This window comes from Streptomyces sp. NPDC047917 (genome assembly GCF_043204345.1).
Lineage (GTDB): Bacteria > Actinomycetota > Actinomycetes > Streptomycetales > Streptomycetaceae > Streptomyces > Streptomyces sanglieri.
This window is the reverse complement of record NZ_JBIDCA010000005.1, coordinates 479,981-496,068: the sequence shown is the minus strand read 5'-3', so window position 1 is coordinate 496,068 and position 16,088 is coordinate 479,981. Positions and strand designations below refer to the sequence as shown.

General features: G+C 71.1%; 15 protein-coding genes. 5 read left to right on the top strand and 10 right to left on the bottom strand.

Features of this window, described 5'->3' with window-relative positions; all coding sequences use genetic code 11:
• Positions 1-14 precede the first annotated feature (14 nt).
• Positions 15-2,102, top strand: coding sequence for an MMPL family transporter (locus ACGF8B_RS15020; RefSeq protein ID WP_392738365.1), 2,088 nt, complete (start codon positions 15-17; stop codon positions 2,100-2,102).
• An 82-nt stretch (positions 2,103-2,184) separates the two neighbouring features.
• Here the strand turns inward: ACGF8B_RS15020 and ACGF8B_RS15015 are convergent, their stop codons facing one another.
• The 5 genes from ACGF8B_RS15015 to ACGF8B_RS14995 form a co-directional block, all read right to left on the bottom strand.
• On the bottom strand, positions 2,185-2,805 hold the full coding sequence (locus ACGF8B_RS15015) for a winged helix-turn-helix domain-containing protein (RefSeq protein WP_392738173.1): 621 nt from the start codon (positions 2,803-2,805) through the stop codon (positions 2,185-2,187).
• Positions 2,806-3,143: 338 nt separating this feature from the next.
• The gene (locus tag ACGF8B_RS15010) at positions 3,144-4,055 is read right to left on the bottom strand and encodes a DUF6891 domain-containing protein (protein ID WP_392738170.1); all 912 of its coding nucleotides are present in this window, start codon (positions 4,053-4,055) and stop codon (positions 3,144-3,146) included.
• A gap of 70 nt (positions 4,056-4,125) precedes the next feature.
• Positions 4,126-5,160 carry a glutamine synthetase gene (glnII, locus tag ACGF8B_RS15005; protein ID WP_392738167.1) on the bottom strand — a complete coding sequence of 345 codons (1,035 nt, stop codon included), beginning with the start codon at positions 5,158-5,160 and terminating at the stop codon, positions 4,126-4,128.
• A 120-nt stretch (positions 5,161-5,280) separates the two neighbouring features.
• Positions 5,281-6,423, bottom strand: a complete 1,143-nt coding sequence (locus tag ACGF8B_RS15000; RefSeq protein WP_392738164.1) for a hypothetical protein — start codon at positions 6,421-6,423, stop codon at positions 5,281-5,283.
• Positions 6,420-7,904, bottom strand: coding sequence for a hypothetical protein (locus ACGF8B_RS14995; RefSeq protein WP_392738162.1), 1,485 nt, complete (start codon positions 7,902-7,904; stop codon positions 6,420-6,422). Before ACGF8B_RS14995 ends, ACGF8B_RS15000 begins: the two co-directional genes overlap by 4 nt.
• A gap of 218 nt (positions 7,905-8,122) precedes the next feature.
• Between ACGF8B_RS14995 and ACGF8B_RS14990 the strand changes: the two genes are divergently transcribed.
• Positions 8,123-9,034, top strand: a complete 912-nt coding sequence (locus ACGF8B_RS14990; RefSeq protein WP_392738159.1) for a Gfo/Idh/MocA family protein — start codon at positions 8,123-8,125, stop codon at positions 9,032-9,034.
• Positions 9,035-9,138: 104 nt separating this feature from the next.
• Here the strand turns inward: ACGF8B_RS14990 and ACGF8B_RS14985 are convergent, their stop codons facing one another.
• Positions 9,139-9,591 carry a MarR family transcriptional regulator gene (locus ACGF8B_RS14985; RefSeq protein WP_392738156.1) on the bottom strand — a complete coding sequence of 151 codons (453 nt, stop codon included), beginning with the start codon at positions 9,589-9,591 and terminating at the stop codon, positions 9,139-9,141.
• A 92-nt stretch (positions 9,592-9,683) separates the two neighbouring features.
• Here ACGF8B_RS14985 and ACGF8B_RS14980 point away from each other — a divergent pair, with 92 nt between their 5' ends.
• Positions 9,684-10,529, top strand: a complete 846-nt coding sequence (locus tag ACGF8B_RS14980) for an alpha/beta fold hydrolase (protein ID WP_392738153.1) — start codon at positions 9,684-9,686, stop codon at positions 10,527-10,529.
• 93 nt (positions 10,530-10,622) lie between these two features.
• Here ACGF8B_RS14980 and ACGF8B_RS14975 read toward each other — a convergent pair whose 3' ends face one another.
• Positions 10,623-10,982, bottom strand: a complete 360-nt coding sequence (locus ACGF8B_RS14975) for an arsenate reductase family protein (protein WP_329592879.1) — start codon at positions 10,980-10,982, stop codon at positions 10,623-10,625.
• A gap of 119 nt (positions 10,983-11,101) precedes the next feature.
• Here ACGF8B_RS14975 and ACGF8B_RS14970 point away from each other — a divergent pair, with 119 nt between their 5' ends.
• Positions 11,102-11,371: a hypothetical protein gene (locus ACGF8B_RS14970; RefSeq protein ID WP_392738149.1), complete on the top strand. Its 270-nt coding sequence runs from the start codon at positions 11,102-11,104 to the stop codon at positions 11,369-11,371.
• Between the two features lie 84 nt (positions 11,372-11,455).
• Here ACGF8B_RS14970 and ACGF8B_RS14965 read toward each other — a convergent pair whose 3' ends face one another.
• On the bottom strand, positions 11,456-11,893 hold the full coding sequence (locus tag ACGF8B_RS14965) for a hypothetical protein (protein ID WP_392738146.1): 438 nt from the start codon (positions 11,891-11,893) through the stop codon (positions 11,456-11,458).
• Between the two features lie 187 nt (positions 11,894-12,080).
• On the opposite strand from ACGF8B_RS14965, the gene ACGF8B_RS14960 reads away from it, so the two are divergent.
• Positions 12,081-12,566 carry a hypothetical protein gene (locus ACGF8B_RS14960; protein ID WP_392738143.1) on the top strand — a complete coding sequence of 162 codons (486 nt, stop codon included), beginning with the start codon at positions 12,081-12,083 and terminating at the stop codon, positions 12,564-12,566.
• A gap of 6 nt (positions 12,567-12,572) precedes the next feature.
• Here the strand turns inward: ACGF8B_RS14960 and ACGF8B_RS14955 are convergent, their stop codons facing one another.
• Both ACGF8B_RS14955 and ACGF8B_RS14950 read right to left on the bottom strand, forming a co-directional pair.
• Positions 12,573-13,565: a helix-turn-helix transcriptional regulator gene (locus ACGF8B_RS14955; protein WP_392738140.1), complete on the bottom strand. Its 993-nt coding sequence runs from the start codon at positions 13,563-13,565 to the stop codon at positions 12,573-12,575.
• A 1,896-nt stretch (positions 13,566-15,461) separates the two neighbouring features.
• Positions 15,462-15,977: a hypothetical protein gene (locus ACGF8B_RS14950; protein WP_392738137.1), complete on the bottom strand. Its 516-nt coding sequence runs from the start codon at positions 15,975-15,977 to the stop codon at positions 15,462-15,464.
• Positions 15,978-16,088 lie beyond the last annotated feature (111 nt).

Here is a 16,088-nt window from a genome sequence, read left to right as displayed (position 1 = left end):
CGGCACGCATCGGTATGTGGAGCGCGCACCACCGCAAGACCGCCATTCTCGGCTGGCTGCTCTTCGTCGTGCTCGCCACGGGCATCGGCGGAGCGTCCGGACTGGTCGAGATGTCCGACGCGGAGAACGGCGCGGGCGATTCGGCCCGGGCCGAGCAGATCCTCGACGACGCCGGACTCGGGCGGCCCGCCGGCGAACTGGTCATGGTGTCCGCCCAGAAGGCGGGGGACTGGCGGGGCGCCGCCGACGAGCTCTCCGCGGCCCTCGGGAGGACCGGCGAGGTGGCGGACCTGGCGGCGCCGGTCCCCTCCCCGGACGGCAGGGACGCGCTGATCACCTTCGAACTGAAGGGGGACGCGGCGACGGCTCCGGACCGGGTGCAGCCCGTGCTCGACGCGGTGGACGGAGTCCGGGCCGGCCACCCGGACGTCACCATCCACCAGTTCGGCGAGGCCAGCGCCGGGAAATGGCTCGGCGACCTGCTCTCCGAGGACTTCAAGAAGGCCGAATTCACCGCCGTACCCCTGGCCCTGGGCATTCTGCTGGTCGCCTTCGGCGCCGTCGTCGCGGCGCTCCTCCCGGTCGGGCTGGCGCTCACCGCGTGCATGGCCGCCTTCGGGCTGCTGTCGCTCGCCAGCCACCAGCTGCACCTGTTCCAGACCACGTACTCGGTGATGTTCCTGATGGGCTTCGCCGTCGGCGTCGACTACTGCCTGTTCTATCTGCGGCGCGAACGCGACGAGCGGGCGGCGGGACACGACGCGGAGACGGCGCTGCGGATCGCGGCGGCGACCAGCGGCCGGGCGGTGCTGGTCTCCGGGCTCACCGTGACGGTCGCGATGGCCGGCATGTTCCTGTCCGGCCTGATGCTCTTCAAGGGCTTCGCGCTCGCCACCATCATCGTGGTCCTCGTCGCCGTGCTGGGCTCGGTGACGGTGCTGCCCGCGCTGCTGTCCTGGCTGGGCGACCGGGTCGAAGCGGGGCGGCTGCCCTTCCTCGGCCGGCGCGGGGGCCGGCGCGCCCGTACCGGCGGCGGCATCGCCGGCCGGGTGCTGAGGCCGGTGCTGTCCCGGCCGAAGACCTTCGCGGTCGCCTCGGTCGTGGTACTGCTCGCGCTGGCCGCGCCCGCCATCGGCATGAAGACCGAACAGCTCGGCCTGGAGAAGCAGTTCGGATCGCAGTCGCAGCTCTCGGTCGCCTACCGGCAGATGAGCGAGAGCTTCCCCGGCGGCCCCGATCCGGCCCGTGTGGTGGTGAAGGCCGACGACATCGAGGCCCCCGCGCTGCGCAGGGCGCTCGACGGCTTCGACAAGGTGACCGTCCACAGGGCGCAGAACGTCGCCGAGATCGAGGTACCCCTCCCGCACGGGCGGGCCTCGCTCTCGGAACTCCGCGAGGAGCGGCTGCCCGCCGCGTTCGACGCCACCGGTGCCCAGGTGTACGTGACCGGGGAGACCGCCGGCTCCGCCGACTTCAACGAACAGCTCAAGCGAGGCATCGTCCCCGTCTTCGCCTTCATCACGGCGGTGACCTTCCTGCTGATGCTGTTCTGCTTCCGCTCGTACGTCATCGCCGTGACGTCGATCGTGCTCAACCTGCTCTCCGTGGCCGCCGCCTACGGGGTGATGGTCGCCGTCTTCCAGCACGGCTGGGGGGCTTCGCTGATCGGCTCGGAGGGGGTCGGCGCGATCGAGTCCTGGATGCCGCTCTTCGTCCTGGTCGTCCTGTTCGGACTCTCCATGGACTACCACGTGTTCGTGGTCTCCCGGATCCGCGAGGCCCGCGACCGGGGGCTGACCACCCGGGCCGCGATCGACGAGGGCGTCCGGCGGACGGCGGGCGCGGTGACCGGCGCCGCCGTGATCATGGTCGCGGTCTTCGCGGTCTTCGGGACGCTGTCGATGCAGGACATGCAGCAGATGGGCGTCGGCCTCGCCGTCGCGGTGCTGCTGGACGCCACGGTCGTACGGATGGTGCTGCTGCCCTCGGTGATGGCGCTGCTGGGCGAACGGAACTGGCGCACCCCGCGCGCCCTGAACCGGCTGCCGAGCCTGGAGCACGGGCCGGAGCGGGAGCCGGTGGGATCCGGGCGACTCGGCTGACCGGACCGGCCCGCCCGGCACAGGGAACGGCCCCGGTCCGGAACGCGCCGGACCAGGGCCGCTTCACACCACTTCCGGCCCGTCAGGGCGTGTACTTGTAGCCGACGCGCCGCACCGTCTGGATCGAACGGCGGTGCTCGGCGCCCAGCTTGCGGCGCAGCCGGGCGATGTGGACGTCGACGGTGCGCCCGTCGCCCACGTGCCCGTAGCCCCAGACGGTGGTCACCAACTGGTCGCGGGTGTGCACCCGGTGCGGGTGCGCGACCAGATGGGCGAGCAGCTCGAACTCCAGGTAGGTGAGGTCGAGCGTGTTCCCGTCCACCGCGGCGGTGCGCTGCACGGGGTCGATGAGCACCGGTCCCGCGGCCGGGTCCGCCACCGGTGCCGGCACCACGAACTGGGCGGCCGCGGCGGTGGCCGCGGTGACGGCGGGCTGCTGGTCGGCCGGTACGAGCACCAGGTAGCCGACCATCGGGGGCCGGCCCGGCAACGCCGGAACGGTGTGCTGGGGGGCGGGCAGCCAGGTGGCACCCGGTGGCAGGAACTCGGCCACATCGGCGAGCTGGACGACCTCGTCGCGGTCGACGGCACGCAGCCGGTGGCGGTTGGGCGGGAGGGAGCGGGCGGAGGTGGTGGCCGCAGCGGTCGCCGTGGGCGCCGCGGTGGCGGCGGTCGCGGCGGAGAAGGTACGGGTGTTCGCCATGGGGTCAGCTCTTTCGCGCGAAGGAGTCGTCGGTGGACGGACTTGCTTGCGCGCGGGCCGAAGGCCGGGGTGGGCGGCTTTAGAGGGCCTGCGCGTTCGACGCGCGACAACACACCCGGTCGAAGTCATGGTGCTGACGGGACGGCCAGAACGGTTCGAGGTCGCTGCGACCTGTCGAGGTGTGCTGGAAGCTGGCCATGTCCCCATTGAACCAGAGAACCGGACGCCGGAGCAGACCTCTCTCACCCGTCGATACGGACCCTTCGCGTAACCTTCCTCACCCCGGACGGCCGCGACGGACGGGCCGCCACCCGCATCGGCCCCACCGGGCCGCCCCCTCAACCCACCAGCCGCCTGCGCCAGTCCAGGCCGGTCAGCTCGATCGCCTTGTCCGGCGAACCGCCCCACTCCACCGTCAGCCCCGCATCACCGAGCGCCTCTACGACCTCCCGGCCCACGAGCGCGGTGTCGTCCGGCTCCCCGCCGAACCCGCCGTAGTACAGCGAGAGGCCGTGCCCCGACGCGGCGCTCTCGGTGCCCTGGGTGTGGAAGAAGACGAAGCCGCGCGCGTCCTCCCGCCCGGCGCCCCGGATCTCGGACGTCCCGCACGACCGGCAGCAGGTGAAATGCTCCCGCGCCGTGATCCCGTCCCGGTCCAGCCGGGCGAACGCCCGGGTCAGCCGGTCCGGGTCGGTCACGTCCGGCCACTGCCGCTGCTCCTCGACCCGCTCCAGCCACAGCCGCTCCACCAGCTGCCGTGCCTGCGCGCCGGTCACCGGAGACACGCCGTCCTTCACCAGGTGGTCCTCGGCCGCCCGGGAGAGCTCCTGGACCGTCCCGTACCCGCAGCGGAGCAGCACCCGTATCCGCTCCTCCAGCGTCTCCCGGATCTCCGCCGGCAGCTCCGGCACCGGCTCCTCCTCCGGCACGTCGGCGCGCTCCCACTCCACGCCCGCGTCCCACTCCGGCTCCTGGCGCGCCCACCGGGTCATCAGCTCGGCGACCCGCTCCGGCGCGCCGACCATCGTCCGGAAATGCGTGGCGGCACCACCGGAACGGCGCTCCAGCTGATACCCGTCACCGTGGTCGAACCAGACCTGCACGAAGGTCCCGGGGATGTCGGGCACCCGCTGCACGACCAGGAAGCGGTCGCCCTTCAGGCCGATCCGGTGCACCAGATCGCTCAGCGCCCGGCCGGAAATACGGGTGTGCGTCTCGGAGTTCTCGGTCTCCACCTTGATGTCGAGCATGTGCCAAGCCTGGCACGGGCCGCTGACAACGGGCCGGGAGCGGGAGCCGGGAGCCGGGAGAGGGCCCGGATCAGACCTGGCCGGCCTTCTCCAGCGCGGTGCAGCAGGTGTCGACGATCAGGCGGGTGACGACGTACGGGTCGACGTTGGCGTTCGGCCGGCGGTCCTCGATGTAACCCTTCCGGTCCTGCTCCACCTGCCACGGGATGCGGACCGAGGCGCCGCGGTCGGAGACGCCGTAGCTGTACTCGTTCCACGGGGCGGTCTCGTGCAGGCCGGTCAGCCGGTCGTCGATGCCCGCGCCGTAGTTCTTGACGTGGTCCATCGGCTTCGAGCCCTCGCCCAGCGACTCGCACGCCGTGATGATCGCGTCGTATCCGGTGCGCATCGCCCCGGTGGAGAAGTTGGTGTGCGCGCCCGCGCCGTTCCAGTCGCCCTTGACCGGCTTCGGGTCCAGGGTCGCGGAGACGCCGAAGTCCTCGGCGGTGCGGTACAGCAGCCAGCGGGCGACCCACAGCTGGTCGGAGACCTCCAGCGGGGACAGCGGGCCGACCTGGAACTCCCACTGGCCGGGCATGACCTCGGCGTTGATGCCGGAGATGCCGAGCCCCGCCTTCAGACAGTTGTCGAGGTGCTTCTCGACGATCTCGCGGCCGAAGATCTCGTCGGCGCCGACCCCGCAGTAGTAGCCGCCCTGCGCGGCCGGGAAGCCGCCCTCGGGGAAGCCGAGCGGGCGGTGACCGTCGAAGAAGGTGTACTCCTGCTCGATGCCGAAGACCGGCTGCTGGCCCGCGAACCGCTCGGCCACCGGGCGCAGCGCGGCCCGGGTGTTGGACGCGTGCGGCGTCATGTCTATGTCGAAGACCTCGCACAGCACCAGGATGTCGTCGCCGCCGCGGATCGGGTCCGGGCAGGAGAAGACCGGCTTCAGCACCCGGTCGGAGGCGTGGCCCTGGGCCTGGCTGGTGCTCGAACCGTCGAAGCCCCAGATCGGCAGCTCCGTCACGTCCTGCGAGGGACTCCCGGTCATGATCTTCGTCTTGGAGCGGAGCTTGGCGGTCGGCTCGGTGCCGTCGATCCAGATGTACTCGGCCTTGAACGTCACGGAAGCCATCCTTTGCGGGTGCTGCGGTGCTGCGGTCCGGTCTCTGCAGCGCAGCTTCGCAAGGCGCCATTTCCCGTCCGTTGCCCGGATGTGAACCCCGTGTTACCGAGGTTTCGTCCGTTACGAGCGGGCTCTGAGCAGCGACTCGAAGCCCGCCGCCCGGATCCGCCGCACCACTTCCTCCTCGGTGGTGCCCAGCGCCTCGGCCGCCCGCGACAGCCGCCAGTCCGCGCCGGCGAGCCGGTGCAGCAGATGACCGCGCCTGATCTGGGCCTCGGACAGCCGGAACGTCTTCAGGTACGCGACCCGTCCCTTGTGGTCGGTGATCGTCTCACCGATGTGCTGCCCGGCCCCGCCCGGCAGGAACGGCGGCAGGAACCGCCACAGCGTGAACGGGCCCATCCGGTACACCCGGTCGAAGGCGTACGAACTGTCCAGCAGCTCACCCGCGAACAGGGTGTCGTGCGCCTCGGCCCACTCGCGCTCCTGGGCCCGCGCGGCCGCGCGCAGCCCGGCGAGCGTCCCGAGCCGCGGACCGTCGGGTATCCGGGCCGCGAACTCCGGCACGGGGGCGCCGTACAGCGCGTACTGGTGGATCAGCTCGCCGTACAGGTCCTCGACCAGCGACGGGTGCAGCAGCCGGTAGTCGTCCGGGTGCGGCACGACGAACGCGGCGGCCAGCGCGTCGGCCGCGTACACCATCACTCCGCACTGGTCCGGATGGATCTCGAAGACCCGCAGCGCCGCGCCGAGCCCGCGCACCGACCACCCCATGTACGCGTCCTCGGCGCGCGGCGACAGCCCGTCGCGCAGCGCCTGCCGCGACCACTCCTCCCAGGCGACGGCCGGACCGCCGAAGTGCAGCGAGAGGTAGCCCTCCAGCGCGAGGTGCAGCGGCAGGAAGCGCAGCCGGTCGCCCGCCCGGCGCTTCGCCATCCGGTGGTGGCGGTGGCGCTGGAGCCGCGCGGTACGGGGCGCGGGCCGGTTCCCCGCCTGCGGGCCCGGCGCGGCGCCGAGCTGCGTACCGTACGCGGCGGACTGCTCGCCCTCGCCGGACCAGTCGGCGACGAAGCCGTGCGGGATGACCGAGGCGTAGCGGGCGCGCGGACCGATGTCCACGGTGCCGTACCCGTGGTCCGTGTAGAGCTCCTCGTGCAGCCGGAGCCCCTCGACGGGCCGCTCGCGCACCAGCGGCACCAGCCGGATACCGCCCCACACCTGGGCGGGGCGGGTGGTGAGCCCGGTCAGTTCCAGCCTGTTCACGATGCCGCTCCCGCTCCGTCGTCACCCACGAACCGCGCCACCTGCCGGTCCAGGTAGGCATACAGCGCCGCCGCTCCGGTACGCCCCTCGGCGAACCCGGCGAGCTCCACCAGCGCCGGCAGGTCCTCCGCGTCCCGGACGCCCGTCGTGGGCACGCTCGGCGAGAGCCGCCGCACATCGAAGGCGTCCGCGTCGTATACGGGGTTCACATGGACCACCGCCGTGTGCCGGTCCGGGTCGAGCCGGGTCCGCCAGATCCGGAGCACCTCGCCCGCGAGTCCGGGCGGTGCGTTGTCCCAGCCGTCCGAGACGATGACCAGCCGCTCGGGGCCGTGCTCCAGGGCGTCCAGCACACGGAAACCGAGCGGGGTCGGGCCCCACGGCCTGACCAGCAGCGGATCGGTACGGTCCGACGTCCACAGCGGGGTGTACGCGCCCGGCGCGGCCAGCGTCTCCAGCAGGAAGTGGCAGGCCAGCGCCACGGCGAGCGGGCGGCGCCGCTTCTCTCCCGACCCGGACGAGGAGTAGCTGTCGTCGAGCACGGCGGCGACCCGGCCCCAGCTCCCGGCGTGCGGGCCCGCCGCGCGACGGGCCGCCGTGCGCAGCGCACGGGTCAGCTCCTCGCGGTGCGTACTCCGTGCCTCGAAGCCCAGCGACAGGACGTACAGGGCGAGCCGGGTCAGCGGCATCACGGTCAGATCCACGTCGGCGGGCAGTGGCGCGTCGGCGGCGCCGGTGCGCTGCGTCAGCGTCCGCAGCCGCTCCAGTCGGGTCATCCGCGGCGCCATCCGCTCCAGGAACGCCTCGCGCTTCACCCCGCGCCGGGCGGCGAAGCCCTCGGCGACCGTGAACGGCAGATCCTCGACGGCTCCCTGCGCGTAGTGGGCGCGCCGCCAGGCGTCGAGCAGCTGATTCCGGTACCCCGCCCGGCGCCGGGGCCGGAACAGGAAGTCCCCGAGCTCACCGGAGGCCTCGGGCCCGACGGAGCCGTCGAGCCGGAGGTGGGCATGGCGGGCGGCGGTCTTCAGGCCGGAGCGGTACTTCACCGCGTCGTGCGCCGGATCGGGCCGGGCGGCCAGCCAGTCCCGCATGATCGCGCGGGTACGCCGGTTGTTCACCTTGGCCGCGCGCAGTTCCCGGAACAGCCGGTACACGCGCTGCGGCGGCAGCTTCGCCAGCCGGGCGGCGATCAGCCGGCCCTCGGTGCGCTTCTCCTCGGCGCTCGCGTCGGCCGCGTTCTCCAGCAGGCCCCGGACGATGCGCGCGGCATTGTGGTCGTTGATGTCGAGGGCGAGCGAGGCGGCGTACACCCGGCGGTAGTTGACCCGTACGTACTCATGGAGGAAGTCCAGCGAGAGCTGCTGCCGGTACGCGGACGAGCGGAATTCGCGCTGCCCGGTCGCGGTGATCGCCGCGTTGACGAAGAGGAGTACGTCCTCGGCGGCGACGAGGCCGGCGTCGGTCCCGGTGCTGGTGGTCATGGCGGTCATGGATTCCCCCGTGGTGTCACGCCCCGCCGCACGCGGGGGGCGGAGCGCCGGCCGGGGAATGGGGGCGCGAACAGCGAAATTTTTGCTTCATAGGCAAGTCCCGGAAGTCGCGCCGGAGTCCCGCGGCCGGCCCCGCAAACGTATCCATGGAGGTCACTCTCCGCCAACTCAATACCGGATCGCCCGGGCGGAACCGGCAGACTGGCCCCATGACGACACTTCCCGCGACCCCCCTGCGCATCGGCCTGGTCGGTACCGGCCCCTGGGCCCGGAACACCCAGGCCCCCGCCCTCGCCGCCCATCCCGGCGTCGTACTGAGCGGTGTGTGGGGCCGCCGTCCCGAGGCCGCGCAGGAGCTGGCCGACGCGCACGGCACCGGGGCGTACACCGGCGAGGCGGGCATCGACGAGCTCTTCGCCGCCAGTGACGCCGTCGCGTTCGCCCTGCCGCCGGACGTCCAGGCCCCGCTCGCCGCCCGTGCCGCGGCCACCGGCCGTCATCTGCTGCTGGACAAACCGGTTGCCACCACCGTCGCGGGGGCCCGCGAGGTCGTCCGGGCCGTCGAACAGACCGGGGTCGCCTCAATCGTCTTCTGCACCTTGCGGTTCGCGGCCGAGACTTCCGCCTGGATCGCCGAACAGGCCGCTCTGGACGGCTGGTTCACCGCCCGCGCCGAGTGGATCGGCGCACTGTTCGCCCCCGGCGCGACCAGTGAGTACGCCGCCTCGCCGTGGCGCCGCGACAAGGGCGGCCTGTGGGACGTCGGCCCGCACGCCCTGTCGGTCCTGATCCCGGTGCTGGGCGATGTGACCGCGCTGACCGCGGCCCGCGGCCCGTCCGACACCACCCACCTCGTCCTGCGCCACAGCTCCGGCGCGTCCAGCACGGTGACGCTCGCGCTGGGAGCACCCGTGGGCGCGGTCGGTACGGAGATCGAGCTCAGGGGCGAGGAGGGGACGGTCACCATGCCGCGGTGGGACGGCGCGGTCGGCGCGTTCCGGGCGGCGGTCGACGCCCTGATCCATTCGGCGCGCACGGGGGATCCGCATCCGTGCGACGTACGGTTCGGGCTGCGCCTGACGGAGCTGCTGGCCGAGGCGGAGAAGCAGGCGGGGGCGTAGCGGCACGAAGGCCGGGGCGGCGCCGGGTGCCGGGGCCGCCCGGTCGGCAGCCGGCGCCGGGCGGGCCCCGGCCTGCCGGGAGCGGCTGGACGGCCCCGGGGTGTTCAGGGGATCGAGGTGACCGCCTCGTGCGCGGCGTACAGGAAGCGCCGCACGGCGGCCGTCTCCTTCTCGTCGAAGTCGCGCAGCGCCGCCACCGTGGACTCGATCAGGGGCCCGAAGAACGCCCACCCCAGCTCCACCGCCCGCTCGTCGACCGCCAGCAGCACCCGTCGCCGGTCGCGCGGGTCCCGGGTGCGGGTGAGATGGCCGAGCCGTTCCAGCCGGTCGATGACGGCGGTGGTGCCCGCGGAGTTGAGCCCGAGCTGTGCGCCGAGCCACCCGGCGGTGGCTTCCGTGCCCGCCCGCTCGGCGTCCAGCAGACAGATCAGAGCGCGCACATCGGTGCTGTGCATGTCGTGAAGGGACGCGAACTCGGCCTGGCGCAGCCCGAATTCGACCGTCACCCTGCGCAGCAGATGAACGATCTCCAGCCCCGGACCCTCCTGCGCGTCCATCGACGCCCCTTCCTCTTCGGCAAGCCCATTGTCTCGCTGAGCGAGATAATATCCGGGGGCCGGCAGAAGCGGTCACCACCGAGGAGGCATCCATGACGTCCACGTCGTTCGACGAGGCGTACGACGAGGTCCTGGCGAACGACTGGCCGACCGGAACGACGTACTCCAGGATCCCCACCCCGTACGGCACCACTCGCGTCAACAGCTGCGGCCCCGGGGACGCCCCGCCCCTGGTGCTGCTGGCCGGCGGCGGCGCCACCTCCACCGTCTGGTACGCCCAGGCGGCCCACCTGGGCCGGGCACACCGCGTCCACGCCGTCGACCTGATCGGGGAGCCGGGCCGCAGCGTCGTGGGGGAGCGCCCGATCCGCACGGTGGCGGACCTGACGGCATGGCTCGACGGGGTACTGGACGGACTGGGCGCCGACCGCACCGCGCTGGGCGGGCATTCCTACGGGGCCTGGATCGCTCTGCACTACGCCCTGCACGCGCCCCACCGAGTCCGGAAGCTGGTCCTGGTGGACCCGACCCAGTGCTTCGCCGGCCTCCGGCCCGGCTACCTGCTGCACGCCCTGCCGATGCTGCTCCGGCCGAACGCGAAGCGGACCCGGGCCTTCCTGGAATGGGAGACGGGAGGCGCCGCGCTCGGCCCGGCCTGGCTGCGGCTGCGCGACGCGGCCGCCGGCCTCCCGTCCGGCCGCCCGGTCACCGGCCCCCGCCCCGCGCCCGAGGCCCTGCGCGGACTCGACGTACCGACCCTGGTCCTGCTCGCCGGACGCGGCCGGGCCCATGACCCGGCCCGCGTCGCCGCCGCTGCGGCCCGGCTGCTCCCGCGGGTGACGACGGCGACGATCCCCGCGGCGACGCACCACACACTGCCGTTGCACGGGCCGACGGCCGCCGAACTGAACCGCGGGATCGCGGACTTCATCGGGTGACGGGCCGTCGCGCCGGCCGCCGTACGTGCCTCGCACCGGCCGCGGCCCGCGCCTCGCGCGGGCTGTTGTACGGGCACGCCCGGGGTTGGCCGCTCAGCGCCCGAGCGCGTCGCGTACCGCCTCGTCCGTGCGCCCCACGACGGCGGTCCCGTCGTCCGCGGTGATGATCGGCCGCTGGATGAGCCTGGGGTGTTCGGCGAGGGCCGAGATCCACCGCTCACGCGAGCCGGCCTCGCGCGGCCATTCCTTGAGCCCGAGCTCCTTCGCGTCGGCCTCCTGGGTCCGGGTGATGTCCCACGGCTCCAGTCCGAGCCGGTCGAGCACGGCCCGGATCTCGTCCGGCGAGGGCACGTCCTCCAGGTAGCGGCGGACGGTGTACTCGGCACCCTCCGCGTCGAGCAGCTGTACCGCGCTGCGGCACTTGGAACAGGCGGGATTGATCCAGATCTCCATGGGGTCAAAGGTACGCGAGGGATCCCCGAAAGCCCTTCTGGCCAGGGGTGATTGTCAGTGCCGGGCAGTAAAATGGAGGCAGTTCGTGAGGGTTCCACGATCGTGCCAGGAGGTTGCCCATGGCCGTTGCCGCAGTCACGACCAAGCCGCTCCACATGCCCCTGAAGAAGAAGCCGCTCCCCGCGGGCCGGCCCCGCGAGTGGTACGTCTCCCACAACCGCCGCCTGAAGGCCATGCGCCTGGCGATCGCCCTGCTCGACACGGGCGTCTACTACCCGTCGACCGCGACCAACGACAAGATACGCACGACCGCGGAGCGCATCGGGACCCACCCGCCGTCCGACACCACCTGCCGGATGGTCCGAGCCCTGATCCGCTACGGCCGCTGACGGCCGACGCACCGGTGGCTGTGCCCCCGAGCCCTCCGGGGCCGGGGGCACGGCCACGTACCCGCCGGTCCGGCCCGGGCCGGATCAGAACCCGTCACAGGTGGCCGTGGCGAAGGCGCCGGAGGCCGTGGCCGTCCGCACGGTCCCGTCGTCCACCGTCACGGCACAGGCGACCGCGCCGCCCGACGCGCCGACGGTGACGGCGAGCGAGCCGCCGTTCATGAAGCCCCTGGTTCGCGTCTCCCCGGCCCACGGCAGGGTCCGCGGAGACAGCCGCGCGGTCGACAGGTAGCCGTTCCGCCAGGTCGGATAGGTGATGGTGACGTCCTCGGCGGTGCCGGTGACCTCGTACGTGATCCGCAGCGGCCGTGCGCCCTCCCCGGACAGCTCACCGGCGACCACCTCGACGGCCACGGCAGCAGCACCGGCCGGCACGAGCACGGCCAGGAGCAGCACCCAGGGCCACAGCCGCCGGTGCGGTCGCACCACCTCGGGGAAGCCGCCCGGGTCCTGATCGCTCATGCCCCTCAGCCTCGCCCGCCCTCCGCCACTCCGCGACCGGGTCCGGCCGGAAAGGCCGCGACCGGGACCCGGCCCCTTCCGGCGACCCGGGCCACCGGGCCGTTCGGCCCCACCCGTCCGGCGCAGACGGCATGCGGTCCGGGCCGCGGCCCCTTTGACTGGCGAGGGACGAGTGCTGGGAGGCACGATGACGAGGAAAACCGTGCGAGTCCTGTGGGCCGTACTGCTGACGACGGCCGTGATGTCGACCGCCGCGGCCTGTTCCGACGACGGGGGCAGCGCCTCCAGCACGGCCTCCAAGGCCGCGTCCGCCGCGGCATCGGCGGCATCCAGGGGTGCCGACGTGGTGGCCTCGGCGACGGCCGCCGCGGGCGAGAAGATGAAGAACTTCAAGAACGGTGTGAACGCCAAGGGCGATGTGGCGCTGACCGGCACCGGCACCGACGACAACGGCCGCGCCACCGCGAAGGTCACCGTGACCAACAGCGCCGACTCGAAGAAGTCGTACGCGGTACAGGTCAACTTCCGTGACGGGAGCGGCAATCTGCTCGACACGGCGGTGGTGACGGTCGACGGCGTCGGCGCCGGGGCGACCAAGGACGCCACCGCCCGCAGCAACCGCAAGCTGTCCGGCGACGTCAAGGCCGACGTGGGCACGGCACTGCGCCACTGACCGCCGTCAGAAGCGGTGGTTCTGCTGCTCCCATGAGACCGTCCGCTGCGGTGCGTGCGTCTTGGCCCTCATCGGCGCGTTCCGTGCCCACTGGGACTGGCACTGGGATTGGGACTGGGACTGGGACTGGTACTGGGGCTGGGGCTGGCTCTGAGAAGGGGAGCGGGGCCGGGACCGGCAGGAAAGCTCCGCCAGCTTGTTCTCGGTGCCGGTGCCGGGCTGCGGCATCTCCAGGACGATGCGGCGGTCCGAGCAGTCGTCGACGATGAGCGCGCACTCCTCCAACACCATGCGGCCGACGGACGGATGTCTCAGCTGCCGGGCGGCCGCGTGACGTCCCTCGACCTCATGCTGACGCCACCAGCTGCGAAACTCCGTGCTGTTCCTGCTCAGTTCGCGGACCAGCGAGGTGAACCACGGCTCGTGGACGTACAGTCCGGTGGCCGCCCGGAACTCGGCCAGAACGGATCGGGCACACTCCTCCCAGTTCTGGATCAGCTCACGCATGTAGCCGCCGAAGAAAAGCCACAGCATGTGGCGGTGCTCGGTGGGGATCTCGGTCAGATCGCCGTAGACATCGGTCCGGGCCTGATTCCAGGCGAGAATGTTGAAACGAGGACCGAGGGCGAATGCCGGATGCGGATGCTGGCTGTCCAGAATGCGCTGGAGAGCCGGAGGAACACCGTCCGTGGGGACGCGTGCACTGCAACGCGTATCCTCGCTCGCCAGCGCCAGGAGATGTTCGCGCTCTTCCGCATTGAGGCGGAGGGCCTCGGCGAGGGAATTGAGCACGTGGTCGGACACCCGGATGTCCCGGGCCTGTTCCAGCCGTGTGTACCAGCAGGCGCTGATGCCGGCCAGGTCGGCGACGTCTTCCCGCCGGAGGCCGGGGGTACGTCGTGACGTACGTGTCGGGAGGCCGACTTCTTCCGGTTGAAGAGCCACCCGTCGTGTCCTGAGGAAGTCCGCGAGCTCTGCTCGACGTTGGTCGTAATTCATCCGCCGTTCCTTCTGCTGGGCAACTATTACGGATGGCTACTACGGGGACTTCTGCTCCTAGGATAGTCGGTTTCTGGATGTGTGCTGAGTCACGTGTGAAGCTGCTCCTGGAAGCGGCGTCCGGCCCTGCGCGGTGCCGAGAAAGTGCACCGGTGAGCGCTTGGCGCACGTCTTTCGGTCCGAAGGTCGAAGGGAGAAAAAGGCCATGCGTGGAAAGCGATACCTCGTCCGACTCAGCCCAGTACTCATCGCTTCTCTGGCGTTCCCAGCGGGTTTCGCCGGGGAAGCGTTCGGCGCCCCGGCCCCGGCTGCCGCGACGACAGCGGCGTCGACGGCGCCCTCGAAAGCACCCGCGGTAGGGCCTGGGGATCCCGGATTCGGTAACGGTGTGGCGCGAGGACAGATCGATGGCCGACTGTGCGTGAACAGGGTCGGAAACTATCTGTCGCAGTTCCCGCTGAGCCAGCAGTCGGCGTTCATAGCGGGCTACAGCGTCGGATTCAGGTCGGAATGCAGGCCTGGATTCGTTCAGCAGGGGCAGGTCCAGCGGCTGCAACAGCAGCAGCAGCAACAGCGCCAACAGCAGCAGCAGCAACAGCAGCAGCAGATTCAGAACCTGCTGCTTAACATCAACGCCACCGGCGGTACTGCCACAGGCGGTACGGCTACGAATACTCCGGGTACTCCGGGTACTCCGGGTACTCCGGGTACGCCTGGTACGCCTGGTACTCCGGGCACTCCGGGCACGCCTGGTACTCCGGGTACGCCGGGCACTCCGGGTACGCCTGGCATGCCTGGTACTCCTGGCACGCCAGGTACCCCTGCGCCTGGTGGTGTGACCGGTGGTGCGGGTACTGGTGGTGCCGCGACTGGTGGTGCGGGTGCCGGTGATGTGACCGGTGGCGCGGGCACTGGTGGTGCCGCGACTGGTGGTGCGGGTGCCGGTGATGTGACCGGTGGCGCGGGCACTGGTGGTGAGGCCACTGGTGGTGCGGGTGCCGGTGATGTGACCGGTGGCGCGGGCATCGGCGGTGCTGCCACTGGTGGCGCGGGCGCCGGTGATGTGACCGGTGGCGCAGGCATCGGCGGTGCTGCCACTGGCTGACGGCTGACGGGTCTGTTCGGCGGTCAACATGCCGCCCTTGAGCGCGTAACCCGCTGGACAATGCGGGTTACGCGCTCATCACGGACCGCGTTGGAACGGACGGACCGTTCATGGACGGCGAGAGCGAGCGCTCACGACGGCAGAACGTTCACGACGGACGGGGTCGGGGGGTTCGAGGGCGTGGGCACCTGAATGAGGAAGGGCACGAACGTGAGCCGGCCGTCCCCCGTGTTCAGGATCCGCTTCGAAACCCGATAGCACACGACCGCGTCGGGATTCCCGGTGGTCGTATAGCACTTGAGTTCCGACGGTGTGGCCCGAGGAGTCTGCGGCGAGGCAACGGACTCACCTGCTGACGTGCCCAACAGGCCCACAGTCAAGCAGCAGCCGACCGCCGTCGTGACACTGATGTTCCGCAAGTTTGTCTTCTTCATGTTCATCAGCCCAAAGGCTAGAAGTGAATTCTGTCGAAGTTTCAGGTATTCATTTTCTCTGAAGTCCACATGCATTGCACGCCGTTGAAATTACCCACCTGTCGCGGACTCTGGAGTGCGATTGTTGAGGTGGCCACCATCGAGGAGTGTCACTCCTAGGATAGATGGTTCCTTGATGCGTGATGCGCCGCGTGTGATCCTGCTGGAGACGGCCGTTCACCAACGAGCGACCTATTTTGGCTCCGGCAGTCGAAGGGCGAAATCATGCGTGGAAAGCGATTCTTTGTCCGGCTCAGCCCGGTGCTCATTGCTGCTCTGGCGTTCCCTGCGGGTTTCGCCGGGGAAGCATTCAGTGCCTCACCCCCAACTGCCGTGGTGGCATCGGCACCAGCGAAGGCGCCTCAGGCGAATGGCGACCCGTCGTTCACGGCAGGCTTCAACGCCGGGCTGCGGGCGTGCCCGTGTAGGACCACCTCGTTCCTGGTGCCGCAGCAGCGACTGGTACAGCAGCAGCAGCAGCAACAGCAACAGCAGCAGCAACAGCAACAGCAGCAGCAACAGCAACAGCAGCAGCAACAGCAACAGCAGCAGGGTCAGCAACAGCAGCAGCAACAACAGCAGCAGCAACAGCAACAGCAGCAACAGCAGCAGCAACAGCAGCAGCAACAGCAACAGCAGCAACAGCAGCAGCAGCAACAGCAGCAACAGCAGCAACAGCAACAGCAACAGCAACAGCAACAGCAGCAGGGTCAGCCTCAGCAGCAGCAGCAACAGCAGCAGCAACAGCAGCAGCAGCAGCAACAGCAGCAACAGCAGCAGCAGCAGCAGCAGGGTCAGCAGCAGCAACAGCAGCAGCAGCAGCTGTAGGCCCAACCCCATAGGCACAGCGGAGAGGGGGGGGGGGGGGGGGGGGGGGGGGGGGGGGGGGGGGGCGGCGGGGGGGGGGGGGGGGGGGGGGGGGTGGTGGTTAGGTTTGTGTAGAGA